The sequence below is a fragment of the Candidatus Proelusimicrobium volucris genome (assembly GCF_959605025.1).
GTDB lineage: Bacteria > Elusimicrobiota > Elusimicrobia > Elusimicrobiales > Elusimicrobiaceae > Proelusimicrobium > Proelusimicrobium volucris.
The window spans coordinates 72,100-97,117 of the sequence record NZ_CAUHCY010000003.1; the positions used below are offsets into that span (position 1 = coordinate 72,100).

Genomic DNA, 25,018 nt, shown 5'->3' on the forward strand with positions numbered 1-25,018 from the left:
ATATTATATAATGATATTAACAATATTTATAACGATAGTGCGGAGGATTGATGGAAGGTATATTGCTTTTCTTTAACTTGCTTGGCGGATTGGGAGTATTTCTTCTTGGTATTAAGATGATGAGCGACGGTTTGCAGAAAGCCGCGGGTAATCGTCTGAGAAAAATAATATCTGGTGCTACCGGCAACAGGTTTACCGCCACATTTTCGGGAATATTGGTAACTTCCATAATACAGTCTTCTTCCGCTACGACGGTAATGGTAGTCGGTTTCGTGAGCGCGGGCCTTTTGACTTTGACGCAGTCTTTGGGTGTAATATTCGGCGCGAACATCGGTACTACTACTACCGCTTGGATTATCAGCTTACTCGGCTTTAAGGTGGACATCGCCTTGTTTGCTATGCCGATGATAGGCTTAGGCTTCTTTTCGCAATTTGTAAGCAAATGGCCGATAGTGCGCCGTATAGGCGAGGCTATGTTGGGTTTTGGTTTGTTGTTTTTGGGCTTATCCTTAATAAAATCCGCTATACCTGATGTGCAGTCTTCTTCCGCAACGATAGAGTGGATTACCAAATTCCGCCCCGATACGCTTTGGTCGCTTTTGGCCGTAGTTGGGGTAGGCACGGGGTTGACGGTTATATTTCAATCTTCCAGTGCGGTTATGGCGGTTACCCTTACCTGTGCGGCAAAAGGTTTGATAGATTATCCTACGGCGTGTGCTTTGGTATTGGGCGAAAATATCGGCACCACGATTACCGCCAATATCGCGGCGATCGGCGCGCCCAGGGCAGCCAAACGCGCGGCTTTGGGGCATATGATGTTCAATATTTTGGGCGTGATATGGGCCATCGCATTATTTCACCCGCTGCTCTCTTTGGTGGATTGGATTGTGCCGGGCACTACGGAGGGCACCGGCTCTGAAGTACTGTTGGTAAGTATACCCTATCACCTTTCGGCTTTCCACACCACGTTTAATATAATCAACACTTGCGTGATGCTGGTATTCATCAAACAGTTCGAGAAGCTTATAATGATGATTATGCCCTTAAAACGCAGCGAAGAAGAACAAACTGATTTGGTCTATTTAAAAGCGGGCGTTACTGCTACGCCGGAATTGTTTATTGAGGCGGCTAGAAGGGAAGTCGACAGAATGGCGGGGCTGGTGGAATCAATAATAAGCAAGGATTTGCACGCGATAAAGACGGATTCGCCCAAGTTATTTGAACGCTCCGTGGAAGACGTGCACGCCAAGGAGAAAGCCAGCGACGTTTTGGAATATAAGATAAACGATTTCTTAAAGAACTTGACGCACGACCAGCTTTCACGCGATATGATAACCGACGTTATGGCGATGTTCGATTTGACAAACTATTTGGAAAAGATGGCGGATCACGGCGATAAAATAGCGATATTATTGAACAAGGCTCGCTCGATAAACGCTTTTGAGCAGCAGGACTATGATAAGCTGGAAACCATAGGATTGCGAGTGAAGAAGATTTTAAAGGATACTCGCGCTACCATACTTAACTACGATATGGATAAAGAACGCGTAATGCAGTTGGCTTTGGAAAGAGAACGCGAACTTAACGAAATGCGCCATTCTTTCAGAGACGATAAAACGTCGCGCGATTTTACTCAGCAGCAGCTTTCGCCTGTGGCGATAACTTTGTATACGGATATACTTACCAGCTTTGAAAAGATAGGTGATTATGCCCTTAATATAGTGGAAACGACTACCGGCGTAAGAGATAAGATGCTCAAAGAAGGCAGGAATGCTTCCGTCGGGGGCAAGAAGTAAGAGAGAAGGAGCAACAATGGCCGAACAAAAGCCAGATTTTACCGTTAATCCCGCGGTTTTGTTTAGGGATATAAAAGATGCGGGCGGAATGTTTTGGGCGGTTATAAGAAGACGTTACCCTATGCCGTGGCGAAGCGTAATATGGGGCGGATTGTTTTTGCTTTATTTGGCTTTGCCGCTGGATATGATACCCGAAGCATTGTTTTTAATGTTGGGCTTTAGCGATGATTTATTGTTTTTGGTTTTTGTAATAAATAAAATGCGGCCTGATATAGACAGATACCGCGCTTTTAGAGATGGTAAGAGGGGGAAGATAAATAATGAAGAAACTTATTAAGGTACTTGTGATTTTAATCGTCATAGCGATAGTCTTGCTTGGCGGCGCGGCAGTAGCGCTGAAGCTGATGTTTCCCTTGGCGAAATTAAAATCTATGGCGCAGGAATATGTGGCGCAGAACTATAACAGGGATATAGATTTCAGCGATGTATCGCTAAACCTTATCGGGGTGACGATAGAGTCGTTTAAATTATCCGACGAAGGCGGTTTTGAGGCGGGTAATTTTATATCGGCCGACAGCGCGGTAGTCAAAGTGGAATTGATGCCGCTTTTCAAGAAGCAGATAAAAATAAGAACGATAGGTTTTGACGGCGTTGAGCTAAATGTTATAAAGAATACCGACGGCAAGTTTAATTTTGATAATTTGATACCTGCTTCCGCAGATGAGGTCTCGCCTCAGCCGGAAGAGGAACAACTTTCTTCCACGCCGTTGGCGATGGATTTGACGGCCAAAGACATATATATCAGAAATTCGGACATAACGTATAAAGACTTGCAGAGCGGAATGGATTTCGCGGTAGAAGACGTCAATTTTGAGATAAAGGATTTCGATTACAATAATCCGTTTTCTTTTGAACTTTCATTCAACACATCGATTGATACGGGCGATATAAAGATAAGCCCGGTCAAGATTTTGGCCAAAGGCGTTGTAAACATCGCCGGGCTGGAATTAGAAAAGGCCTCTGCGGAAATAACGGATTTTGCCGTAGAATACAAAGGCTTCAAAGTTAATATGACTGGCGGAATATCCAATTTGCAAATACCGGATTTGTCCCTTAAAGGGGAGATAAGCGGGATAGACGACAAATTGGCTTCAGAGTTTGTTTCCGGCGATATTCCGGCTTTTGCTCTTCCCGTAATAAACTTGGAAGCCAAGGCTTCGGCCGATTTGGAAAATTCCAAAGCCGAGGTAAGCAAATTTGACGTCAGTTTGGGTAAATCTTACATTAAGAATACGGCTGCGGTCGATTTTTCCAAGCCGGAAATATCTTATGCGGAAAGCACCTCCCTGAACGTAAACCTTTCTGAAGTTTCCGACATATCAAAAGAACTTTTGGCGGCGTTTAAGCTGAAAGGGAGTATTACGGGTGACATAAAAGCGGTATCGGCGGGATCCGATAAACCTTTGGTAACGGGTTCGGTGGTTTTGAAGGATATAGGTGCGGCGGTGATGGGGAAGATATTGTCCGCTCTTAACGGTGAGATAAAGATAAATTCGCTTGACGATATTAAAACCAACACGATAAAAGGCGTGTTTGACGGATCTGACTTTAAGACGTCTTTGGCGTATAAGAATAATAGAAAAATGTCGGTCGATTTTATGTTCAATATGGACAAATTTACTTTAGAAGACATAGACTTTGATGAACTTCTTGCATCTGCCAAGAGCGGATCTGAAGATGTGGAGGCATCGCCAGAGTCTGCGACTTCCGGCGGGGCTTCCAATTTGCAGATGGCCCCTATGGATGTTAAAGCTGATATAATAATAAAAAGGGTTGAAAATAATGTCTTTTCTACGGACGATTTAACTTTTAAAGCCGATGTAAAGGATCTGGATTTGACGATGAAAAAGGCAAGCGGGACGGTATATTTTTCGTCTTCCGCGGGCGAAATACGGGATTTGGATAAGCTGATAAACAGCTCCGTATTTTTGAAAGTGGCGCTGACGACTGTAAAAATAGCGCAGAAAGCTTTAAAAGCGACGCAGATAATATCCGGCGCGGAAATCAATACCGACAGCGTAAGTTATAAAAGCATAATCGGCGATTACAGACTGGGCGGCGGAAAGGCGACGATAAACAAATCGGATTTAAATTCGGATTTAGCTACGGTAAATACCAGCGGGAGCATCAATTTTGTAACGCAGCAGCTTGATATGACGGTAAAGGTCGGCTTGGGCAAGAACGCGAGCGGTTCGGCCAATATCAAAGTTGGGGGCAGCATAGAGGATCCGTCTTTCAAGTTGGACGTTGCCTCGACCGTAAGTTCCCTTTTAAACTCGGATCAGAAAGAGACGGCAAAACAAGCGGTGGACAATGTTAAGAACACCGTAAAAGACGTGACTAGCGGTATAAAAAATTTATTTAAAAAGAAGTAAAATCGGAGGATTTATATGGCGGAATCAACCTTTTCGGTAATTAGTTTAATCGGGGCTTTGACCTCGGAAGACGGCAGCGAGATAAAATTCTCGATAGACTCTTATAAAGGGTACAAATACGTATCAATAAGAAAATATCTTAAATCGGAAACATACAGCGGCCCCACCAAGGCGGGGATAACGCTTTCGCCCGAGATAGTGGGCAAGATAAGCGACGCTTTGGCCGCTTTGCCTGAAGATTATAAAACAATAGAGGACGGAGAACTTGGCAAATACGCCAAGAAGCAAGGTTTGTCTATAGTCCTTAGGATAAGTTCTTATATGGGGAGCAAGGGTATAGATTTAAGGCAGTGGCAGGAAGACGAAAGTTATACGGGCTGGACCAAGAAGGGAATAAGGCTTCCGATAGAGAAGTTAAAAGAGGTAAAGGATCTGTTTGCCAAGACGGCAAAGTATTTTGAAGAGAATAAATAAAAAGGGAAGGCCGGTGTATTTATGTCAGAAGATAACAAAAAAAATCCTTTAAAGCAGGAAGAGATACCTCCTACGGCGGCTGCTAAGGCGTCGCAGGTGCCATCTTCCGTGCAAGCGAAGAATCAGCCTCATCAAAGACCGGAGATGGAACTTATAGGGCAGGAGATATCCGGCTGCGTGATACTTGAAAAGGTCAGCGAAGGCGGTATGGGTACGGTGTTCAGAGCCAAGCACAAGGCTCTGGACAGGATAGTCTGCGTAAAGATATTGAGCCCCGCATTGGCAAACGACAAAAAGGCAGTGGGACTGTTCTTGACGGAAGCGCGCGCCATCGCGGAGATAGACCACCCCAACATTGTATCGGTATACAATGTAGGCAAGGAAAAGGGATTTTATTTTATCGTCATGACGTTTATAGAGGGCGAGAGTTTATCTTCCATAGTAAGAAAGCGCCCCAATTTGCCGATTTCTTTTGTGATAGACACTTTTATCGGCATACTTAAAGGCCTTGAAGCGGCCCATCAAAAGGGTATAATACACCGCGATATAAAGCCGTCGAACATACTTATCAATAAGAAACTTGAAGCGAAAATAGTGGACTTTGGTATCGCCAAGAAGGTGGATAAGGAAAAAGGTTGCACAAAGACGACGGAATTGGCTGGCACTGCGTACTTTTTATCGCCGGAACAGGCTTTGGGCAGACCGATAGACATAAGGGCTGATTTGTATTCTGTTGGCGCCAGTTTGTTTTACGTATTAACTGGCAAGTACCCGTTTACCGGCAAGAACTCGATGGACATAATTCAAAAGCACATAAACGAGCCTGTGCCGGATGTTTCTAAATATAGGAAGGGCGTTCCGCCGTGGCTGTCTTTGGCGGTAAGCAAGTTGATGAGCAAGCGCCCGGACGACAGGTTCCAAAGCGCGACGGATACTTTAATGTTCTTCCAAAAGCAGCGCGCGGACGATCAACTGAAATTAAATCAAGGTTTGAACATAACCGACGAAGTGGGATTAAGGGTTAGAAGTTCGGATATGAATGCTTCGCCTGTCGTAGGCAAAGATACGGAGCGCCATGTTACGGCAAGCGGCAGCCAAATAAGGCAGAGCATGCCGGCTGCGTCTAATAATTCTTTTAGGGCGGCGGATATCCCTGTAATAGCATTAGGTGACGATGGAGAACCTGCAAAACAGCAGGCGGTGCCGGATAAAAAATTCCAGATGGATACCTTGGATTCCGTTACGAAAGAAGTCGCCAAGACTCAAAAAATAATGGAAGAACGCAAAAAGCGTTTGGCGGCAAGCAAGAATCCTTATTCAACGTTCTCCGCGGCCAAGAAGAAATTTATGCTGAAAGGATTCGGCTGGACTCTGATAACAGCGGCCGCCGCGTTTATGGCGATGTCTTTATTTTTGAAGCTGGGCTTTTTGTGTTCGGCTTACAATACCGGCGCTACCTCCGTAATTTCGGCATTGATCAAGCCTTGGATTTCCGGTTCTTACGCGGAAGGCCAGATGATATTGGGGGCGGTATGTTTTGTATTCCTGCTCGTAATATTTGCGTTGTTCTTCTTTGATTTGATAAAGAAGGCGGTGCCATGTATATTGGTAATAGCGGTGCTTTCGTACATATTCGCGTTTTATGGATTTGTCCAACCCGATTCGATATTGCAGCCGCTTTCGACAAACAGCTATTTACTGATATATTCGGTAATAGTCGGTGGATTGGCCCTGAAGATAGACAATATTGAGGATTTGCCTTTTTATTATAGGGTAGTATCAATAGTATTGTTTGTCTTTTCATTCTATCTGTTCTATCAATTTGTGCGGCCGGACATTTCTGCTGAAGGCGAATTGATGAAAACTTTGCGATATACGGCTTTTGGGGCCTCTGCGGTTACGTGTATTATGACTTTATTTAGGTACGGGTTTATATACAGAATGTTGACGCTGTTGCTTTTTGTCGCGTCATTTGGCGGGATATGGCTGTATCAATCTGGCGGAGAAGCTTATGCTCTATATGATGAAGTTAGAGCCAAGACTCAGGCGAAAACGGCGGAACAGCCTGCCGATTATGCGGCCGTGCCGCACAAGATAGTGGAGCTAATGCACAGCTATGCGGATTTGGAGAGCGAGCCTGAATATTACGCTTCGGATTTGAACGACATCTCTGCGGAGAGGAATACCCCCGCGGCGCAAGCGTCAGCGGAAAAGGCTTTGCCGAAAGGTGATAAAGCGGCAAGGGCTGAAGAGAGGGTTTCTCCAGCTCAGATCAGGGAAACGTTTATAAATTCGATAGTTAAATTAAATACGGCGGCAAACCAAGAAGCGGTGGAGCAGTATATATGGATATTTGCTCTGAAAGGACCGTATGAAAAAGTAAAATATACTTGGAGTGAAGACAATATTCCGCTGTTAATACTGTATGTATTGGCAGTCTATGCGATAGCGGGTTTTATAGTTGACGTGTTTGCTGCGGGGGAAGACAGATGGAATTTGATATAGAGTTGGCCTCATACACCGACATAGGCAAGATAAGGGAAAAGAACGAAGACAGCGTATTGATAGCGCCGGAATTGTGCCTTGGCGCGGTGGCCGACGGTATGGGCGGGCACAATGCGGGCGAAGTGGCGAGCAATTTAGCAGTATCGATATTGAGGCAGACCTTATCCGATTTAAAGTCCAAAAAGATAAGCATACCGCAGGATTTCGAACCAAAGCTCGACCCCATAGCCAGGAAGTTATTATACGCTTCGGGCTTGGCCAATTTAAGGATATACACTTTGTCTTCCGAAAATTACCGCCGCCGCGGCATGGGTACGACTTTAAGCGCTGTATATATAGAGCCGAACGCCAGCGCGGCCGTACACATAGGCGACAGTAGGATATACCGTCTTAGGGACGGCGTATTAAAACAGATTTCTAAAGACCACTCTTACGTACAGGAACAAGTGGCGCGAGGGCTTATCAGCAAGGAACAGGCGGAGAAATCCAGAATACAGAACATTCTGACAAAAGCCTTGGGCCTTAAGAAAGATATGCGCTGCGACGTCATCAAACTTAACCCTCAGCCGGGCGACGTATATATGCTTTGCTCCGACGGGGTAAACAAGGGCATAAAAGACAGCGAGATAGAAGCGATATTAAAAAAGCCTCTCAGCGCGGGCCGTTTATGCCAAGAAATTGTCAAGTTTTCCGCACACAACGACGGTAAAGACAATGTATCGTGCGTTGTATTCAAAATGCTTCCCAAAAAGGAAAAATCCATATTTAAAAAGCTGACGGGTTTTCTTAAAAATAATTAGCAATCCCAAAGGGGGATTGACAAAAATAAAAAATAATGCTAAATTTAGCAGTGTAGGGTTGCGGCTGCCAAAAAAGGCCGCAAGTTCAGACGCGAAGAATTTAAAAATTTTTTAGGAGGCAGAGAATGTCAATAAAAATAAAACCGCTCGGGGACAGAGTAATAATCAGCCCCATAGAGCCCAAAGAGGTTGTAAAAGGGGGGATAATAATCCCTGACAGCGCGAAAGAAAAACCGATGCAGGGCAAAGTGGTAGCCGCGGGCCCCGGCGCGGTAAACAAGAAGGGTGAAAGATTACCGATGGACGTAAAAGAAGGCGACACGGTATTATACGGCAAGTATTCCGGTACGGAAATCAAACTGGAAGACGAAAAATACATAATTATGCATCAAGAAGAAATTCTTGGCGTTATAGAGTAATATTGGGGGAAAGAGTTTAATATGGCAAAACAGATAATATTTTCGGAAGACGCTAGAAGTAAAATGAAAGCGGGCATTAGCAAAGTAGCTGATGCGGTAAAAGTGACTTTAGGCCCCAAGGGCAGAAGCGTAGTTTTGGAAAAGAAATTCGGTTCGCCTTTGATAATTGATGACGGCGTAACGATAGCTAAGGATATCGAGCTTGAAGACAAATTCGAGAATATGGGCGCTCAGTTGATAAGGGAGGTTGCGTCCAAGACCAATGATATAGCCGGTGACGGTACTACGACCGCTACTGTATTGGCCAACGCGCTTTTGGGCGAGGGTATTAAGAATATAACCGCTGGCGCGAACCCCACCTTGGTAAAGAAGGGTATAGAGAAAGCTGTTGACGCGGTAAAAGCCGAACTTAAAAAGATGCAGAAACCTGTAAAAACGAAGCAGGAAAAAGCGCAGATAGCTACTATTTCCGCCAATGATAAAGTTATCGGCGATTTAATAGCTGAAGCTATGGATAAAGTAGGTTTTGAAGGCGTAATCACGGTAGAGGAAGGCAAGACCGCCGATACTACGTTGGACGTAGTGGAAGGTATGCAGTTTGACAGGGGTTATATTTCTCCGTACTTTATCACGGATTCCGAGAGAATGGAATGCGTTTTGGAGAACTGTGCCGTAATTATTACGGACAAGAAAGTATCAACGATGAACGAGCTTTTGCCGTTGCTCGAGAAGATCGTACAAGGCGGAAGGAACTTCCTTATCATAGCGGAAGACGTAGACGGCGAAGCTTTGGCGACCTTAGTGGTAAACCGCTTGCGCGGTACGCTTAAGGGCTGCGCGGTAAAAGCGCCGGGCTTTGGCGACAGACGCAAAGAAATGTTGGAAGACATCGCGGTGCTTACCGGCGGCATAGTAATCAGCGAAGAGCGCGGTTTCAAATTGGAAAACGCGACGCCCGATATGCTCGGTTCGGCCAAGAGGATAATCATAGACAAAGAAAGCACGACTATCGTCAACGGATCCGGCGACAAAAAAGCCGTAGCCGACAGAGCCGCGCAAATCAGAAAGCAGATAGAGCTTTCCACCTCCGAATACGACAAGGAAAAACTGCAGGAACGCTTAGCCAAATTAAGCGGCGGCGTAGCTGTAATCAATGTCGGTGCGGCGACGGAAACGGAACTTAAAGCCAAGAAAGCCAAAGTTGAAGACGCCAAAAACGCTACCAGGGCGGGCGTTGAAGAAGGTTTGGTGCCTGGCGGCGGCGTAGCTTTGGTAAGATGCGAAAAAGCACTTGAAGGCTTAAAAGCCGATAATGAGGACGAACAGACCGGTATCAATATCGTTAAGAAGGCGCTTACCGCTCCTTTAAGACAAATCGCCGAAAACTCTGGATTGGACGGCTCGGTAGTTGTCGAAAAAGTAAGAGGAATGAGCGGTACCGAAGGCTTTAACGCCGAGACGGATACTTACGAAGACCTGCTTAAAGCTGGTGTAGTAGACCCGGCCAAAGTTGTAAGAACGGCTTTGGAGAATGCGGCGTCCATCGCGGCTACGGTTCTGTTGACCGAAGCCTTGGTTGCAGACCTGCCCGAGAAGGAAAAGGGCGGCGCTATGCCCCCTATGGGAATGGGCGGAATGGGCGGTATGATGTAATTTGCCGATTAAACAATTGAGCAAATAAAAAATCGTATCGTTATGATTTAAAAAGCCGCGTTGGAAAAAAGCGCGGCTTTTTGTAAACTTGTAAACAAAAATGGAATTTACCGGCGGAAGGCTTATTGACAGTAATGGTTTCCGCCGTAAATCTCCGAGGAGAAACTGTTATGGAAAAAGACTTTATGACTTGGTGTAGAGAGTATGCCGATGCGCGCATGAGAGAGGAGTACGGCAGTGCGGATCAGTGTCCCGATGATGACGCATACGACGCTTTCCTGTACGAAGCTGGAGAAGAATACTTTTTGAGATTCGGTTCCGAAGAAAATAAGAAATAGACTAAACATCATATCCATTTTTTGGTATATTGCCATATGGATAGATATTTTGCTTTTATGATAAAAGTCGTATTTCAGATTTATTGTTATATAGTAAAACCGACAGTTCGCGATCATAATTTGCTGTTTTTATTATGAGTCGCAATCTCCGTAAATTAAGGATAAATGAGAAATCGATATGCCAAAATGCCCCGTTTTAAAGCGGGGTATTTTATTTTGACGAGATAAGGGGAAAAACAAAGATTTTTGAAGCGTTATAAGGCGCTATAATTTTGATTAAAAAAGGATAACACCCGTTTATCGGTTTTAATATCGCTTATGCTCAGCGGTTTTTTTAGATATACGCCGCCAAGGGTTCTGGCTCTGCTAAGGGCGACATAAGTCTGCCCCGCGGCGAAAGCGCCTCTTCCGATATCCAGGCAAATTGAATCGAAGGTAAGGCCTTGGCTTTTGTGTATGGTAATGGCCCAAGCCAATTTTAAGGGATATTGAGTGAAAGTTCCTTTTACTACGGGTATCAGTTTATTGCCTGCGGGGAGAGGTTCGTATTTTATTTCCTGCCAGGTATGGGGCTCTACGGAGTATAGCGCGCCTCTTATGTTGACGCGGATATAAGAGGGCCCCAAATCTTCCACTGTGCCGATATCGCCGTTTACCCAATATTTATCGTTGGCGAGCATCATAATTTTGGCGCCTTTTTTTAAGGTAAGGAGCGGTTCGGCGGGGATAGTTTTTTTATTGAAATTTTCGCTTATTTCCGCTTGATACGAAAAACTTTCTCCAGATAATTGCGCCAGCATTAGTGCGTTTCTGTGTTGGGCGGTATAATTGGTGGCGGTGAGAGTGATGGCGGCTTGGCTTTGCGGAGCGCGAAGCGCATGCGTGGTATTTAGTTTTTCGTCCAGTTCGCTTTGCGTTATAGTTCCGGCGCGTATTTTGTTGAGCAGCTCGGCGAAGTCTTCATCTTGGCTTTGGCGGAAATTATGTTTTAGTTCCAGAACTTTCAGAGCGGTTTGCCCAAAGCAAAGCGCGTCGAAAAAATAGGGGCTTTTGTACAGCATATTGAAATAATTTAAGAAATTAGGGTCCTGCTCTTCAAGTACGGGCGGCAGTTGGCAGAGGTCGCCGCAGAGTATTATTTTTTTACCGCCGAAAGGGCGGGGATTGTCCGTAGATTTTTTAAGGATTAAATCTATTGCGTCCAATAGGTCAGCCCTGAGCATTGATGCTTCGTCGATAATAAGGATATCGAAAGCATTGGCCGTTTTTGCGGGCAGTTTTTTCAGCAGTTGCGGGTCAAGAAGATCATTCGGTTTTATTCTGAAGAAGGAGTGTATAGTCTGCCCGCCGAGGTTAAGCGCGGCTATGCCCGTAGGCGCGCAAAGCACGCAGCGCGCGGCGGTATGTTCCGCAAAGTATTTTAAGAGCGTAGTTTTGCCCGTACCCGCGCGCCCGGTGAGGAAAATACAGCTTTCCTTAGGGTCGTTTAAGGCGTTAAAGGTTTTTATAAAGGTATCGTCAATGATATGATTTTCGTTTGATACGGGCATATAAAATTATATCAATTTGCTATTATATTAGTATGAACGGCAATATATTATCGGCTTTGGGATTAAGTTTTTTTGCGGGCGCGGCGACGAGTATCGGCGCGCTTTTGGCTTTTTTTGTCAAGAAAGACAATTTCAAGTTTTTGGCGCTGGGCTTGGGTTTTTCCGCGGGCGTAATGATTTACGTTTCCTTTATGGAGATACTCCCCCAAGCACAGATTTCTCTTACGGGCGTTGTGGGATACAAGGCTGCGGGCTGGGCGGCGATAGGCGCGTTTTTTTGCGGGATAGTGATAGCCTCTTTGATAGACACCTGCCTGCCGGATCATCATTTGGACAACAATTCCCTGTCGAAGGAAAACAAACTTAAGCATTTGGGCATTTTTACGGCTTTGGCCTTGGCTTTGCATAATTTCCCCGAGGGTCTGGCCACGTTTATGGCGGCGATGGAAGGCCCCGCTTTGGGCATATCGATAGCGATAGCGGTGGCGGTACACAATATTCCCGAAGGCATAGCGGTGGCTTTGCCGGTATACCACGCCACGGGCAGCAGAAAGAGGGCGTTTTGGTATTCTACTCTTTCCGGTATGGCGGAGCCTTTGGGCGCGATGGTGGGATTTATATTTTTGAGGGCTTTGCTTCATGAGGCGGCCTTCGGCGTGCTGTTTGCGCTGATAGCGGGTATAATGGTATATATTTCCTTAGACGAGCTTCTGCCCACGGCACACGAGTATGGCGAGCCGCATAAGGTTATTTGGGGCGTAGTCGGCGGAATGATGATAATGGCCATAAGCCTGCAAATGCTTTAAAAATTTATTTACGGCGGGTTTGGAAATGAAAAAGAATTATCCGATTTATACGATAAAACAGGAATGTCAGGATTGTTATAAATGCGTACGGGCCTGCCCCGTTAAGGCTATACGGGTGGAAGAAGGTCACGCGGCGGTAATAGCGGAAAATTGCGTCGCCTGCGGCATGTGCTATACCGTCTGTCCGACGCACGCCAAACACGTAAGGAGCGATATAGAGAAAGCCAAGAGTTTGATAGGCTCTGGCGCTAAGGTATATGCCTCGGTGGCGCCGAGCTGGGCGGGAATATTGGATTGCAGCGTCAGCAGATTGGTGGGAATGTTAAAGAAGCTGGGCTTTGCCGGGGTGAGCGAAACGGCTTTGGGCGCACAGCAAGTATCTGCGGTGACGGCCGAGTTTTTAAATCAAGCCGAGCCGGGGGTATATTTTTCTTCGGCCTGCCCAGTCTGCGTGGACTATATCAGCCGCTATACGCCGGAGCTTAAAAAATACATAGTGCCTTATTCTTCGCCCGCATTGACGCATGCCGAACTCTTGAAAAAGACTTTTGGCGAAGATATAAAAGTCGTATTTATAGGCCCTTGCATAGCCAAGAAGAACGAATCGGACACGCAAGAAGATTTGATAGCCGCGGCGATAACTTTCGAGGAACTTAAAAAATGGCTTTTTGAGGAAGGCATTGATTTGCTTAATTCGCCGCAAAGCAGTGAGGGCTTTGTGCCTGAAAAATCGTCTGACGGCGCGGTCTATCCTCTTGAAGGTGGCATGCTCCGCTCCATAAGGCGCAACGGCCTTAAAGAGGGCGTAAAGCTAATTACGGTAACGGGCTTAAAGAATTTCTGCAAGACTTTGCAAGCTCTCAAAGAGCAGAATATAGACAGAGTCTGTTTTGTGGAATGTCTGGCCTGCGAGGGTGGCTGCATAAAAGGGCCTTGCCCGGGCGGGGAGGTATCAACGCTTAACGCTTTCTTGGGTGTGGAAAAGCAATTTGACGAAAGTATCCCGCCCGTCAAGCAGGCCAAGTATAAAGTGCCGCTTGTTTTCGGCGGGGCAGTTGCGCCGGAAAAGAAATTTACGGAAGAGGAAATTTTATCTGCTTTGGCCAAAGTCGGCAAGTTTACGGCCGACGACGAGATAAACTGCGACGGTTGCGGTTACAATACCTGCCGCAATTTCGCGCACGCTCTATTGGAGGGCAAGGCCGAACCGGCGATGTGCGTATCTTATATGCGCAAGCGAGCCAGCCGCAAAGCCAATGCCATTTTAAGGTGCATACCTTCGGGCGTGGTTATATTCGATAATAATTTGGAAATTATAGAATCCAATCAGCCCTTTGCCAAAATAGCGGGCGCCGACATTGAAGAACTTTTTGAGCAAATCCCCGGCCTTAAAGGTGCGGCTTTGGGCAAAATACTGCCTTTTGAGATGATATTCAAACGCATCTTTAAAGACGGCAAAGAGATACATAAAGAACGTATCCCGTTTGGCAAAAAGCTGTTGGATATGACGATATTTCCGATAGAGGAAGGGCAAACTGCGGGGCTTATAGTGCAGGACGTAACCAAGAGTGAGCTGCATAGGGAAATTATCGCTCAAAAGGCGCAGGAAGTTCTGCGCAAGAATATTTTGGCCGTTCAAGAAGTTGCGGGCAGGCTGGGCGAGAACATAGCCGAGACCGAAATAATCTTGAATTATATTACCGAAGGCTTTGGCCCGGAGAAGAAATAATTATGCCGCCATTCGCTTTTGATATAGATTACTATCAAGTGTTTAAGAACGGGCAGCACGTCTGCGGCGATACTTTTATGACCGCGCGCGGCGCCGACGGCAGGATAATAGCGGTTCTTTCCGACGGGCTTGGCAGCGGGGTAAAGGCCAATATTCTTTCTACGATGACGGCGAAAATGGCCTTAAAATTCGTTGACGCCAATTGGGACGTAAAAAAATACTGCGAGGTAATTTCCAGCGTATTGCCGATATGCAAGGAGCGCGGGCTTAATTATTCCACCTTCACCATTTTGGATTTGTCGCCCGAAGGGCAGGTTCGTATTTTTGAACAGGGCAATCCTTCTTTTCTCTTTATAAGAAACGGCCGCCTGATAGAACCTGACGCGAGAAGAGTATCGGAAGAATACCATAATCTGCCTATAAGCACAACCACGCTTGACCTGATGAGAGAGGATAGAATAATATTTTTCTCGGACGGAATCAGCCAAGCGGGCACCGGTACGCCCGATTATCCCAACGGGTGGGGGCGTTCGGGCGCGGCGGATTTGGCCTTAAAAGTTATAGGCAGGAACCCGCAGGTATCAAGCCTGAAAATTTGCGAAACGATTATCCGCGAAGCGCGCATAAAAGACGGCCCGATAAACCCAAAAGACGACGTTACCTGCGCGGCGGTCTATCTAAGAACGCCAAGGCGCGTGATGGTATTTTCGGGGCCGCCGTTTAATAAGAGTTTGGACGGCAAATACGCCAAGGAACTTGCCGCTTTTGACGGGCAGAAGGTAATTTGCGGCGGCACTACGGCAAAGATAGTGGCCAGGGAATTGGGGCTGGAAGTAAGGCCCGATTTGAATTCTTCTTCCCGTTTCGGCCCGCCGACAAGCCTGCTCGAAGGCATAGACTTGGTGACGGAAGGCGTTTTGACTTTAAGCCAAGTGCTTTTGGCTTTGCAAAGCCACAAAGCGCCGCAAAGCGAGAGCGGGGCCTATAAATTGTATTATACCTTGCTTGAGAACGACTATATCGATATTGTGGCCGGTACCAGAATAAACGACGCTTATCAGGATCCGAACTTCCCCAATCAGTTTGTTTTGAGGCGTTCCGTACTTGAGGGTATCGTAAAGATTTTAAGGGAAAAGTACTTCAAGGAAGTCAATTTAAAACTTGTTTGAGCTTTATCTCTTTGCTTTTATAAAACAGTTTTAACCGTACGATTAGTTTTCGTACGGTTTTTCTGTGCGGATCAGAAAAAAGTTTTAATACTCATTGCCATTTCTTAGGCTGTGGAGGGGCGAAATGTGTATATAAAATGCCTTTATAATATGCTAAAATCAGTATATATATAACATTTATGGAGGAGCAATGGAACCTACAACAGCGGCCGCAGCCACAACCGCAGCAGCGGGGCAGGGCATGGGCTTTAACGGCATGTTCTTGATAATAATAGTGTTTTTCGTCGTATTCATGTTCTTGACGAGCAGAAGCCAAAAGAAACGTGAAGAAGAACAGAAAAAGGCTATCAGCAGCCTGGAAAAGGGCGATAAAGTGATTTTAATGGGCGGTATAGTCGGCACGGTGGCCGGCTTTAACGACCAAATTATAGAAGTAAAAGTGGCGGAAAACGTTAAATTTTCCGTCTTACCAAGCGGTATAGTTTCTATTTTTAAGAACCAACCTCTTGACAACGGAGCCAAATCTAAATGAACAAGCTTGCCATTAAATGGACAATAATATTAGCAGCATTATTTGGCGCCGTGGCTTTGCTTTGGCCCAGCTATGAGTGGTATTCCAAAACCCCTCAGGAAAGGGAAAAGCTCGAAGCCAGCGGCGACAGGCCAAAAAGAATACTTAATCTTGGTCTTGATTTGAGGGGCGGATCCTCGCTTCTGTTGGAGCTTGACGTATCAAAGTTAAGCGGTAAAGAAAGCCTCAACGAAGCGATGCAGCGCGCCATAGAAATCGTACGCAACAGGATTGACCAGTACGGCGTAGGGGAAATACCAATAACCCGCCAAGGCGAGAAATGGATTTCCGTCCAGCTGCCCGGTATAGCCAACCCCGAACAGGCCGAGGCTTTAATAGGCAAGACGGCGATGTTGGAGTTTAGGATAGTCAAAGACGACGCCGCCGCGCAGGAGGCGATAAACAAGTTAAACGAGCTTGACGAGCCTTTCAATCCCGACGGTACTTTGACGGAAGAAGCCGCGAAGCTCGTTCCCGCCGGTATTTCGGTAATGCGCGACAAGCAGGGCTTCTTGGTAGCTTTGACCGATACCGCCGCAGTTACCGGCGCCGACCTTGAAGACGCCAGAGTAACCACCGGTGAATACGGTTATCCTGCGGTAAGCTTCCAGTTTAACGGCGAAGGCGCGAAGAAGTTCGGCAATCTTACGGGCGCGAACTTAAACAAAAATTTGGCCATAATCTTGGATAATACGGTACAGTCTGCGCCGTCGATAAAGGCTAGAATCACTAGAGACGGGCAAATAACGGGCCAATTCACTATGGAAGAAGCCAGACAGCTTGCCATCGTGCTTAGGGCTGGCGCGCTTCCCGCACCGGTGAACATCATAGAAAAACGCACCATCGGCCCCAGCTTGGGCGAAGACTCCATTAAGAGCGGTATAAAAGCGTCTTTGGTGGGTTTTATATTTATCGTGTTGTTCATGAGCATTTATTACAGGTTCTCGGGTATCATTTCAAGCATAGCATTGTTCTTGAACTTGCTATTCTTGTTGGCGTTGATGGCGTATTTCTCCGCCACTTTGACCTTGCCCGGCATAGCGGGTATCATACTCTCGCTGGCTATGGCCGTAGACGCGAACGTTCTTATTCTTGAACGTATGAGAGAGGAAAAAGACAAAGGCGAACCTTTGCCGATTATCATTAAGGAAGGTTACGAAAAGGCTTGGAGCGCTATTTTCGACTCCAACCTTACCACCTGGATCGCGTCTATATTGTTGTTCCAATTCGGCACCGGCCCGGTAAAAGGTTTCGCTTTGACGCTGACCTTGGGTTTATTCGTCGGTGTGTTTACCTCGGTATTCGTGACGAGAGCCATCTACGAGTTGCTGCTTACGGCCAACCCGAAGGAGATTAGTATATGAAATATTTTAAAATGCTTCCAAAAACAAATATAGACTTCGTCGGAATAAGGAAGATATTCTTCGTAATTTCGGGTTTGCTGATGGCGGCGTGTCTGCTTTCGGTAATATTTAAAGGCCTTAACTACGGTATAGATTTCACCGGCGGAACGGTTATGCAGGTGGGATTTGAAAAGAGCGTGGACATTAAAGATCTGCGCGCGGCCTTAACCGAAAAAGGCATCAAAGCCGACATACAAACGTTCGTCGACAGGAACGCCTTCTCCATTAAAGTAAAAGGCAGTCAGGAAGACGTCAACGCCGTATCAAACAACATAGAGGCGGCTTTGAACATGCTTAATACGCCTTTCGTGGTTGAACAGAAGGATTTCGTCGGGCCGACAGTGGGCAATCACTTGGCCAAGAAAGCGATAATGGCTTTAATTCTGGCGATGGCGGCTATGGTGATATACATAGGTTTCCGCTTCCAGAATATCATATGGGGCGCCATGGCGGTTGTGGCCTTGTTCCACGATGTGCTTTTAACAGTGGGCGTATTTTCCATACTTCAGTTGGAGGTTGACTTGGTAATTGTGGCAGCTTTGCTGACCATTGCGGGTTTCTCCGTCAATGATACCATAGTCATCTTTGACAGAGTGAGGGAAAATATCGGTCTTCACCCCAAATGGAGCATAAAAGAATTGCTTAACGTCAGCGTAAATGACACGCTTTCCAGAACGGTAATCACTTCTCTTACGGTAATAGCGGCCGCGGCCATACTATATTTTATGGGCGGCGAAGTGCTTAACAACTTCTCTTTCGCGATACTTATCGGGCTGATCTCCGGTACTTACTCCACGATGGTATTGGTGCCGGGGTTGGTGTATCAGTGGACGAAAGGCGGGAATTACAGCGTAGGAGCGCCTTCAGACGTGAAAGCGCCAGCCGTAGAACCTAAGAAAAACGAAGTAAAAAAGAAATCTTCTTATAAAAGGAAATCCAAAGCCGGTAAATAAAAGCCGATGAGGAAAATTAAGAAGTTTAAAGTAGCTATACATTTAAAGGAGATACTCCGCCGCGTAAAATTAGCCAATATAGATATGGCCGCGGCGGGGTTTCCCCTTGAAAGCGATCTGGCGGTATTTATAGCCTCTTTGCACGAGGCTTTGCGGCCGGGTGTCGTTTATGAATTTGTAGAAGGACAGTGTTTGGAACTATCTTCCGCGGGGATAAAGCAGGAAGAGCGGTTTTCTTTGTGTGTAATAACTTTGGGCGGCGAGATAGAAAAAGCGGCCGCCATTGATAATATGCAGGCTGCGGCGACGGCAAATATAGTTATATACGATTTCCTGCGCACGGCAGTCAGTTTTATAGCGGATTTGATTAAAGAAGACGCCGAAAAGGAGGATTGCGTAACGCAGGGGTATGAGTTGTTGTACGCGCCGGCCTTTTCCTACGGGCCCTTGCCTAAATTTTTGAGGGAAGCCTCCAAAGTGGAGCCGGAGAAGGCGAAAGCGGCCTTGCCGGCGGTTTTTGAAAGATTAAACGCCTCCAAAATAAACGTAACGATTGAAGACGGACAAATAAAACCCAAGGCGACGATAGTTTTTATAATGCCGTGGTATAAGAAGAAAGGTAAAAAATAGATGCCTAAGATTATCAGAAGCAAGACCAGTCAACTTAAATATGCTATTGTGGCGAATTTTATTTCATTTTACGTTCGTCTGTGCGGTTTTTTTACAAAATACATACGCGGCGGCGACAAAAACGCCATAGAAATAGATAAACGCCAACGGGTGATATACGCCTTTTGGCACAATCAGCAGACTTTTCTTTTATACCCTTATAGAAAACAAGGCAAAATATGCGTACTTGTAAGCATGAGCAAAGACGGGGAATATATAGCCAGAGCTTTGCCCAAATTTAAGATGAAGGCCATGCGCGGCTCCACCACGCGCGGCGGATATTCCGCGCTTAGGGGGCTTATGGATATATCGCAGGCGGGCTATAATCCCGCAATAACGCCCGATGGGCCCAGAGGGCCGATATACAAAGCTCATTCGGGCATTATATATTTGGCGCAAAAGACGCAGCTGCCGATAATACCGGCGGGCGTGGCGAGCAGCCATAAATTTTCGGTAAACTCTTGGGATAAGTTCCAGATACCGTTACCCTTTGGAAAATGCGCGATAATTTACGGCCGTCCGCTTTGGGTCGGAGAGGACGACAGCATAGAAGAATGCCGTATAAAACTTACGGAATATCTCAACGAAGCTACCGCAGAAGCGGTAAAGGCGGTATCTTAATGGGATACGTAATTTTGTTAATTCTCAATTTATGCACGCCATTTGCCGCTTTGGGCGTAGTAATATTTTTCCTTATTTCGCCGCGCCGCAAACTTTTAAGGAATTTGCGCTATGAACTAAGCCAGCGTTTTGTTCTCAGACGGCAAGGCCAAAAAATCAAAAAAAGTTTATGGATACACGCCGCCAGTGTGGGGGAAGTGCGTTCCGTTATAAAGTTGGCGAAACTTTTAAAGGAATATTACGGCTGCGAGCTTATAATAACGACATCTACCGCGGCGGGGCAGAATACGGCATTGAAGGAACCCTTGTTCGACAAAGCCTTGCTTATGCCGGTGGATTGTTATCCTTTAATAAAGAGATTTATAAAATTCTATAATCCCAAATATTTGTTTATAGTGGAATCGGATTTGTGGCCCAATATGATATCGGCCTGCGCCAATAATGGGGTAAAAGTATCTATTGTGAACGGTCGTCTTTCGGAACGGAGCGCTAGAAGATATAAACTTATCTCGCCTTTGACAAAAATGCTGTTTAAAAAGATGACGTTTATCTGTGCGCAGACGGAGGAAATAGCGCAAAGGTACATATCTTCCGGTGCGGCGGCCGATAAGGTCTACTCTTGCGGCAATATAAAGTACGATTTGCTTAATGACAGCCCTTCAAAAATTGAAGAAGTGGAAGAAGTATTCCGCGCGCTGGGCTGGGAGAATGCTTTTATAACGGTCTGCGGCAGCACCCACGAGGAAGAGGAGCAAATAATAATATCGGCCGCCAAGGAATTAAAGGAGATAAAATTTGTTATAGCGCCGCGCCATCTTGAGCGCAAGAAACAGATATTGCGTGCTTTAAAAGACAGCGGACTGAGATATGCCTCTCTTAGTTCTTACAAGCGCGAAGGCGATTTAAAAGACTGCCAAATATTACTGGCCGACGCCATGGGCTGGCTTGGCGCTTTTTATAAAAAAGGCACAGTATGTTTTGTAGGTGGCAGCATAAGCAGATGCGGGGGGCACAATTTTTTGGAAGCGGCAGTATTTGCCAAGCCTGTAATATTCGGGCAATATTATTATAATACGCCTGACGTGGCGGAAGCTCTGCTTAAGAGCGGAGGCGGGATATTGGCGGGGGAGAAGGATTTCGCCGCGAAACTGAAGAATTTGTTTGATGACAAGGCTTTGCTCGCCGCCAGCGGCGCCGCGGCCGGAGAATGTTCTTTATCTTTTAAAGGAGCTACCGACAGGACTTTAAAGGTAGTTGAAAAATATGGAAAATAAAAACAATAAAGTGTTGGTTTTGAGATTATCTTCTTTGGGCGATATAGTGTTGCTCTCGCCGGTGTTTAAGAATATAAAGGCGAAATGGCCCGACAGCAAAATTACCTTATTGGTAAAAGAGCAGTTCGCGCAGGCTTTGGCGGGGCACCCGGATATAGACGAAATAATGGTGTTTAAAGGCTTTATACCTACTTTGAGAGAAATAAGAGCCGCGCATTTTACCCACCTGCTTGACTTACACTCTACTCTTAGGACGATGTTGCTTTCTTTGTTTTCCGGTATCCCCAACAAACAGCGCTACAACAAAAATTCTTTGGCGAGGAGATTATACGTCAAATTTAAAATGCCCAGCCCCGCCTTGGAAAAACATACTCTTGAAAAGTATCTTGAAGCGCTCAAGCCTTGGGATATACCGATAAAATACAAAACGCCCGATTTGAACGATTGGAAATTTCAGGCGGTAGATTTGTCAAAGAAGGAAGTTCAGAATATTTGTATTTTCCAAACTTCGTTTTTGGGCGATTCTGTATTAACGACGCCGCTTATCCAAAAGACGGCAAAGATGTTCCCTCAGGCCAAGATTTTTGTGGTAACGCGTCCGGCGAACGTGGAAATTTTCCAGAATTTAAAAGAAGTCCATCAAGTTATTATCGATGATAAAAGAGGCTTGGGCAAGATATTTGGCGTATTTAAAACCGCAAAAAATATCAAGAAGTGCAATATCGACGTTATTTTAGTTCCGCACAGAAGTTTCAGGAGTGCCTTGATAGCTAAGCTGAGCGGTGTTAAAGTACGCATCGGTTTTACTAACAGCGAAGGCCGCTTTTTGTTTACGAAAACGGTCCCGTTTACTTGGATGATACACGACGCGGAACGCAATTTGTATCTTTTGCAGGGTATAGTGAACGAGAATTTCAAATCGGCCAATTTGAATATGCAGGGCGCGGGCGCCAACGCCGAGGACAGCGTCAGAGAAATGATAAAAGAGGCGGGCTTGGAAGGCAAAACTTTGGTAGGCGTGCACCCGGGTTCCGTCTGGCCTACGAAATGCTGGCCGCTTGAGAATTACGCCAAACTTATAACCAGAATGGAAAAGGAACTTGGCGTAACTTCGGTAATAGTAGGCGGTAAGGCGGATTTGGACTTGAGCGAACAAGTCTGCCGTTTATCGGACGCGCACCCCGTAAATTTCGCCACCAAGACCACTTTGACGGAGCTTATGGCGCTTATGAAGCATTTCAGATTGTTTGTTACGAACGATTCGGGGCCTATGCACATAGCTACGGCCTTTGGCGTACCGACTTTGGCGATTTTCGGGCCGACGACGAAGGAGCTCGGCTTTTTCCCGTACGGCGAGGGCAACAGAGTGGTGGAAGTTAAAGGCTTGCCCTGCCGCCCGTGCGCTTTGCACGGCGGGAAGAAATGTCCGCTTGGCCATTTTAAATGTATGAAAGACATAACGGTAGACGAAGTCTTTGATACCGCTAAAGAGATGTTGAATATACATAACGGCTAAGAGCGGAGCGCGTAGGATTAAATACGCATAATTTTATAGAGATAAATTAACTGAGGTACAACTGAGGTAAATATGAGAGGCATTAGAAGCGTAATATTTGTTGTAATATTTTTTATTTTAGCGGGCCTTATAGGCTACGGCCTGGAAAAAGTTGTGGTGGCGATACTGCCTTCCGACGCTGTCGGCAGCCTGGTAAGGGTGTTTGACATCGGGGTGCATGCATTGTCGTTCAATTTTAACGTATGCGGGATAATAGGTTTGATATTGTCTTATCTGATAGTAAGCTATTTGATGAAGAAATAAAATGCGTCTTATATTAGCGTCCTCCTCGCCCAGGCGCAGGGAAATACTTAAAAGACTGGGGTATAAATTTGACGTAATGTCCTCAAACATAGAGGAAAGTACGGACAAAAAGATGCCCCATGCCCGCGTTATGGACATAGCTTTAAAAAAAGCCTTCAGCGTAGCGGCTTTGTATCCTACCGCCGTGGTGATAGGCGGGGATACGATAGTCTATTGCAAAGGCGAGGTATTGGGCAAGCCGAAGGACGAAAAAGACGCGCTGAGATTATTGCATAAAGAAAACGGCAGCTGGCAGAGTGTATACAGCGGCTTGGCGATAATCTGTAAGGAAAAGAATAAGATATTTAGAGGCTACGACGTTACCAGATGCAAAGCTCGCAAACTTGGCGAGGACGTCCTAAAAGGCCTTGCGGGCAAGCATTTGGATAAGGCGGGCGCTTACGCCATGCAGGACAAAGACGATATGTTTATAGAGAGATTTGAAGGTTCTGCGGACAATGTGGTGGGCTTTCCTTCCGAGCTTTTTCTGGAGATGATAAAGGAGTTTGAAAATGATTAAGACCGATATTTTGATTATAGGCGCCGGCCCGGCTGCATGCGCGGCGGCGGTATATACTTTAAGGGCGGGTTTAAAGACGATAATGCTCGGCGGTGCCAATTTGGGCGGGCAGCTTTTGCAGACCAACGATATAGAAAATTATCCCGGCTTTATAGACCCGATATCCGGCTTTGAGATAATGGACAAAATGCACAAACAGTGCAAACGCTTGGGCGCTGAGATATTGGGGGAAACGGTAATAAAAATAGAAGGGGCGGAAAGCCCTTTTAGGATATCGGCGGAAAGTGGGGAGCAGTACGAGGCCTTAAGCGTGATAATAGCCACGGGCGCGGCTGCGCGTTGGTTGGGCGTCAAAGGCGAAGGCGAGTATAAAGGCAAGGGCGTATCGGCTTGCGCGACTTGCGACGGATTTTTCTTTAAAGGCAAGGAAGTGGCCGTGATCGGCGGGGGCAATACGGCTTTTGAAGACGCATTATTCTTGACAAATTTCTGCTCAAAAGTGTATTTGGTGCACAGGCGCGACGGATTTAGAGCAGATAAACTTACCGTAGAGAAAGCGAAAAGCAACCCTAAAATAGAAATCCTTATCCCTTATGTTGCCGAGGAAATAAAAGGCGAGAACGGCATGGTAACCTGCGCCGTGTTTAAGAATGTTAAGGACGGATCGTTAAAAGAGATAAAAGTAAACGGCGTGTTTATTGCGGTGGGCTCTATCCCGCAGACGGGATTTTTGAAAGACAGCGGGGTAAACCTTAGCGACGGCGGATACGTAAAAACGGACGAGAAGATGTCTACCTCCGTCAAAGGGATTTTCGCGGCGGGCGACTGCGCCGACGAATTCTACAAGCAGGCCATAGTAGCTGCGGGCAGCGGCGCAAAGGCCGCCATAGAGGCGATAAGTTTCGTCAATTTGATAAAGTAAAATACCAAGCGGATTTCGTTCGAGGCGATTGTCAAACATCGGTTTTGCCGATTAAACGAAATCCGCTTTTTTATTGCCTAAAATTTTACTTTTTTTGTTTGCGCGATAAATATATCGGCGGATTTCTAAGCCCTGCTTATAGAGGCTTAAATATCGGCGAGGGTCAAAAGAGGAGGTTGGTCTTCTTGCGTAATTTAAAAGAATTTTTTAGAGGGCCTTTTATTTCCTTTCCCTCTACGGTAAGAATATTTAGGGAGCCGTCTTCGTCTTTTTTAAGGAATTTTATACTGTCGCCGGGGTATCTTAGGGTGATATATTTTTTGTCGGCTATTCCGTAAGTGCCGCTGTCTTTGAAGGAAGCGGCCAAATTCTCCTGATATATTGTCTGGATGGAAAAGGTATAATCGGGATTTAAGGTAAGTTCTATTTCCATTTTGGAGCCGTCGGGCAAAGGAATAATGCCAAAGTATTGCCCCGCTATATTGCGTTGCGTGCACGCACAAAGCAGAACCAAAGATATAATCAGAAGAAGTTTTTTTGCGGCAGTCATAAT

Annotated in this window: 24 protein-coding genes; 22 read left to right on the top strand and 2 right to left on the bottom strand. The window is 46.0% G+C overall.

Annotation, left to right across the window (positions count from 1 at the left end; all coding sequences use genetic code 11):
* Positions 1–50: 50 nt before the first annotated feature.
* The 9 genes from ACQY3M_RS03805 (at position 51) to ACQY3M_RS03845 (ending at position 10,420) form a co-directional block, all read left to right on the top strand.
* Positions 51–1,796: a Na/Pi cotransporter family protein gene (locus tag ACQY3M_RS03805; protein ID WP_428066140.1), complete on the top strand. Its 1,746-nt coding sequence runs from the start codon at positions 51–53 to the stop codon at positions 1,794–1,796.
* Positions 1,797–1,812: 16 nt separating this feature from the next.
* On the top strand, positions 1,813–2,133 hold the full coding sequence (locus tag ACQY3M_RS03810) for a DUF1232 domain-containing protein (RefSeq protein ID WP_428066141.1): 321 nt from the start codon (positions 1,813–1,815) through the stop codon (positions 2,131–2,133).
* On the top strand, positions 2,117–4,231 hold the full coding sequence (locus ACQY3M_RS03815; RefSeq protein ID WP_428066142.1) for an AsmA family protein: 2,115 nt from the start codon (positions 2,117–2,119) through the stop codon (positions 4,229–4,231). The genes ACQY3M_RS03810 and ACQY3M_RS03815 overlap by 17 nt, the downstream gene beginning before the upstream one ends.
* A gap of 15 nt (positions 4,232–4,246) precedes the next feature.
* On the top strand, positions 4,247–4,705 hold the full coding sequence (locus tag ACQY3M_RS03820; RefSeq protein ID WP_428066143.1) for a PC4/YdbC family ssDNA-binding protein: 459 nt from the start codon (positions 4,247–4,249) through the stop codon (positions 4,703–4,705).
* Positions 4,706–4,726: 21 nt separating this feature from the next.
* Positions 4,727–7,210 carry a serine/threonine protein kinase gene (locus ACQY3M_RS03825; protein WP_428066144.1) on the top strand — a complete coding sequence of 828 codons (2,484 nt, stop codon included), beginning with the start codon at positions 4,727–4,729 and terminating at the stop codon, positions 7,208–7,210.
* Positions 7,195–8,010 (top strand): PP2C family protein-serine/threonine phosphatase, encoded by an 816-nt coding sequence (locus ACQY3M_RS03830; protein WP_428066145.1) that lies wholly within the window; start codon positions 7,195–7,197, stop codon positions 8,008–8,010. Before ACQY3M_RS03825 ends, ACQY3M_RS03830 begins: the two co-directional genes overlap by 16 nt.
* Positions 8,011–8,135: 125 nt before the next feature.
* A complete protein-coding gene (locus ACQY3M_RS03835; protein ID WP_428066146.1) occupies positions 8,136–8,429 on the top strand; it encodes a co-chaperone GroES in 294 nt (97 codons plus the stop codon).
* A 21-nt stretch (positions 8,430–8,450) separates the two neighbouring features.
* A complete protein-coding gene (groL, locus tag ACQY3M_RS03840) occupies positions 8,451–10,082 on the top strand; it encodes a chaperonin GroEL (protein ID WP_428066147.1) in 1,632 nt (543 codons plus the stop codon).
* Positions 10,083–10,252: 170 nt separating this feature from the next.
* Positions 10,253–10,420, top strand: coding sequence for a hypothetical protein (locus ACQY3M_RS03845; RefSeq protein ID WP_428066148.1), 168 nt, complete (start codon positions 10,253–10,255; stop codon positions 10,418–10,420).
* 254 nt (positions 10,421–10,674) lie between these two features.
* On the opposite strand, the gene ACQY3M_RS03850 is transcribed toward ACQY3M_RS03845, so the two are convergent.
* Positions 10,675–11,970 (bottom strand): ATP-dependent DNA helicase, encoded by a 1,296-nt coding sequence (locus tag ACQY3M_RS03850; protein WP_428066149.1) that lies wholly within the window; start codon positions 11,968–11,970, stop codon positions 10,675–10,677.
* Between the two features lie 32 nt (positions 11,971–12,002).
* On the opposite strand from ACQY3M_RS03850, the gene zupT reads away from it, so the two are divergent.
* The 13 genes from zupT to trxB all read left to right on the top strand — a co-directional run bounded on the left by zupT (position 12,003) and on the right by trxB (position 24,465).
* Positions 12,003–12,776, top strand: a complete 774-nt coding sequence (zupT, locus tag ACQY3M_RS03855; protein ID WP_428066150.1) for a zinc transporter ZupT — start codon at positions 12,003–12,005, stop codon at positions 12,774–12,776.
* A 25-nt stretch (positions 12,777–12,801) separates the two neighbouring features.
* Complete coding sequence (locus ACQY3M_RS03860; protein ID WP_428066151.1) at positions 12,802–14,505, top strand: [Fe-Fe] hydrogenase large subunit C-terminal domain-containing protein; 1,704 nt, start codon at positions 12,802–12,804, stop codon at positions 14,503–14,505.
* 2 nt (positions 14,506–14,507) lie between these two features.
* Complete coding sequence (locus ACQY3M_RS03865) at positions 14,508–15,674, top strand: SpoIIE family protein phosphatase (RefSeq protein WP_428066152.1); 1,167 nt, start codon at positions 14,508–14,510, stop codon at positions 15,672–15,674.
* Between the two features lie 190 nt (positions 15,675–15,864).
* Positions 15,865–16,206 carry a preprotein translocase subunit YajC gene (gene yajC / locus ACQY3M_RS03870; RefSeq protein ID WP_428066153.1) on the top strand — a complete coding sequence of 114 codons (342 nt, stop codon included), beginning with the start codon at positions 15,865–15,867 and terminating at the stop codon, positions 16,204–16,206.
* Entirely contained in the window at positions 16,203–17,609 is a 1,407-nt protein-coding gene (secD, locus tag ACQY3M_RS03875) for a protein translocase subunit SecD (protein ID WP_428066154.1), read from the top strand. The genes yajC and secD overlap by 4 nt, the downstream gene beginning before the upstream one ends.
* A complete protein-coding gene (gene secF, locus ACQY3M_RS03880; protein WP_428066155.1) occupies positions 17,606–18,601 on the top strand; it encodes a protein translocase subunit SecF in 996 nt (331 codons plus the stop codon). Before secD ends, secF begins: the two co-directional genes overlap by 4 nt.
* A gap of 6 nt (positions 18,602–18,607) precedes the next feature.
* On the top strand, positions 18,608–19,231 hold the full coding sequence (locus ACQY3M_RS03885) for a hypothetical protein (RefSeq protein ID WP_428066156.1): 624 nt from the start codon (positions 18,608–18,610) through the stop codon (positions 19,229–19,231).
* The gene (locus tag ACQY3M_RS03890) at positions 19,232–19,891 is read left to right on the top strand and encodes a lysophospholipid acyltransferase family protein (RefSeq protein WP_428066157.1); all 660 of its coding nucleotides are present in this window, start codon (positions 19,232–19,234) and stop codon (positions 19,889–19,891) included. It abuts the gene before it with no gap.
* Positions 19,891–21,165, top strand: coding sequence for a 3-deoxy-D-manno-octulosonic acid transferase (locus tag ACQY3M_RS03895; RefSeq protein WP_428066158.1), 1,275 nt, complete (start codon positions 19,891–19,893; stop codon positions 21,163–21,165). Before ACQY3M_RS03890 ends, ACQY3M_RS03895 begins: the two co-directional genes overlap by 1 nt.
* Positions 21,155–22,681 carry a glycosyltransferase family 9 protein gene (locus ACQY3M_RS03900; protein ID WP_428066159.1) on the top strand — a complete coding sequence of 509 codons (1,527 nt, stop codon included), beginning with the start codon at positions 21,155–21,157 and terminating at the stop codon, positions 22,679–22,681. The genes ACQY3M_RS03895 and ACQY3M_RS03900 overlap by 11 nt, the downstream gene beginning before the upstream one ends.
* Positions 22,682–22,753: 72 nt before the next feature.
* Positions 22,754–22,984: a hypothetical protein gene (locus ACQY3M_RS03905; protein WP_428066160.1), complete on the top strand. Its 231-nt coding sequence runs from the start codon at positions 22,754–22,756 to the stop codon at positions 22,982–22,984.
* Position 22,985: 1 nt separating this feature from the next.
* Positions 22,986–23,543 (top strand): Maf family protein, encoded by a 558-nt coding sequence (locus tag ACQY3M_RS03910; protein ID WP_428066161.1) that lies wholly within the window; start codon positions 22,986–22,988, stop codon positions 23,541–23,543.
* A complete protein-coding gene (trxB, locus tag ACQY3M_RS03915) occupies positions 23,536–24,465 on the top strand; it encodes a thioredoxin-disulfide reductase (RefSeq protein WP_428066162.1) in 930 nt (309 codons plus the stop codon). The genes ACQY3M_RS03910 and trxB overlap by 8 nt, the downstream gene beginning before the upstream one ends.
* Positions 24,466–24,628: 163 nt before the next feature.
* On the opposite strand, the gene ACQY3M_RS03920 is transcribed toward trxB, so the two are convergent.
* Positions 24,629–25,015 carry a copper resistance protein NlpE N-terminal domain-containing protein gene (locus ACQY3M_RS03920; RefSeq protein ID WP_428066163.1) on the bottom strand — a complete coding sequence of 129 codons (387 nt, stop codon included), beginning with the start codon at positions 25,013–25,015 and terminating at the stop codon, positions 24,629–24,631.
* Between the last annotated feature and the right edge of the window lie 3 nt (positions 25,016–25,018).

What these genes read in the sequence shown, in the direction of transcription:
- zupT (WP_428066150.1), top strand. Translation starts at nt 12,003, where the DNA reads ATGAACGGCAATATATTATCGGCTTTGGGATTAAGTTTTTTTGCGGGC.
- trxB (WP_428066162.1), top strand. Translation starts at nt 23,536, where the DNA reads ATGATTAAGACCGATATTTTGATTATAGGCGCCGGCCCGGCTGCATGC.
- ACQY3M_RS03900 (WP_428066159.1), top strand. Translation starts at nt 21,155, where the DNA reads ATGGAAAATAAAAACAATAAAGTGTTGGTTTTGAGATTATCTTCTTTG.
- groL (WP_428066147.1), top strand. Translation starts at nt 8,451, where the DNA reads ATGGCAAAACAGATAATATTTTCGGAAGACGCTAGAAGTAAAATGAAA.
- ACQY3M_RS03910 (WP_428066161.1), top strand. Translation starts at nt 22,986, where the DNA reads ATGCGTCTTATATTAGCGTCCTCCTCGCCCAGGCGCAGGGAAATACTT.
- secF (WP_428066155.1), top strand. Translation starts at nt 17,606, where the DNA reads ATGAAATATTTTAAAATGCTTCCAAAAACAAATATAGACTTCGTCGGA.
- ACQY3M_RS03820 (WP_428066143.1), top strand. Translation starts at nt 4,247, where the DNA reads ATGGCGGAATCAACCTTTTCGGTAATTAGTTTAATCGGGGCTTTGACC.
- ACQY3M_RS03810 (WP_428066141.1), top strand. Translation starts at nt 1,813, where the DNA reads ATGGCCGAACAAAAGCCAGATTTTACCGTTAATCCCGCGGTTTTGTTT.
- ACQY3M_RS03825 (WP_428066144.1), top strand. Translation starts at nt 4,727, where the DNA reads ATGTCAGAAGATAACAAAAAAAATCCTTTAAAGCAGGAAGAGATACCT.
- ACQY3M_RS03850 (WP_428066149.1), bottom strand. Translation starts at nt 11,970, where the DNA reads ATGCCCGTATCAAACGAAAATCATATCATTGACGATACCTTTATAAAA.
- ACQY3M_RS03865 (WP_428066152.1), top strand. Translation starts at nt 14,508, where the DNA reads ATGCCGCCATTCGCTTTTGATATAGATTACTATCAAGTGTTTAAGAAC.
- yajC (WP_428066153.1), top strand. Translation starts at nt 15,865, where the DNA reads ATGGAACCTACAACAGCGGCCGCAGCCACAACCGCAGCAGCGGGGCAG.
- ACQY3M_RS03845 (WP_428066148.1), top strand. Translation starts at nt 10,253, where the DNA reads ATGGAAAAAGACTTTATGACTTGGTGTAGAGAGTATGCCGATGCGCGC.
- ACQY3M_RS03920 (WP_428066163.1), bottom strand. Translation starts at nt 25,015, where the DNA reads ATGACTGCCGCAAAAAAACTTCTTCTGATTATATCTTTGGTTCTGCTT.
- ACQY3M_RS03830 (WP_428066145.1), top strand. Translation starts at nt 7,195, where the DNA reads ATGGAATTTGATATAGAGTTGGCCTCATACACCGACATAGGCAAGATA.
- ACQY3M_RS03835 (WP_428066146.1), top strand. Translation starts at nt 8,136, where the DNA reads ATGTCAATAAAAATAAAACCGCTCGGGGACAGAGTAATAATCAGCCCC.
- ACQY3M_RS03860 (WP_428066151.1), top strand. Translation starts at nt 12,802, where the DNA reads ATGAAAAAGAATTATCCGATTTATACGATAAAACAGGAATGTCAGGAT.
- ACQY3M_RS03895 (WP_428066158.1), top strand. Translation starts at nt 19,891, where the DNA reads ATGGGATACGTAATTTTGTTAATTCTCAATTTATGCACGCCATTTGCC.
- secD (WP_428066154.1), top strand. Translation starts at nt 16,203, where the DNA reads ATGAACAAGCTTGCCATTAAATGGACAATAATATTAGCAGCATTATTT.
- ACQY3M_RS03890 (WP_428066157.1), top strand. Translation starts at nt 19,232, where the DNA reads ATGCCTAAGATTATCAGAAGCAAGACCAGTCAACTTAAATATGCTATT.
- ACQY3M_RS03805 (WP_428066140.1), top strand. Translation starts at nt 51, where the DNA reads ATGGAAGGTATATTGCTTTTCTTTAACTTGCTTGGCGGATTGGGAGTA.
- ACQY3M_RS03885 (WP_428066156.1), top strand. Translation starts at nt 18,608, where the DNA reads ATGAGGAAAATTAAGAAGTTTAAAGTAGCTATACATTTAAAGGAGATA.
- ACQY3M_RS03815 (WP_428066142.1), top strand. Translation starts at nt 2,117, where the DNA reads ATGAAGAAACTTATTAAGGTACTTGTGATTTTAATCGTCATAGCGATA.
- ACQY3M_RS03905 (WP_428066160.1), top strand. Translation starts at nt 22,754, where the DNA reads ATGAGAGGCATTAGAAGCGTAATATTTGTTGTAATATTTTTTATTTTA.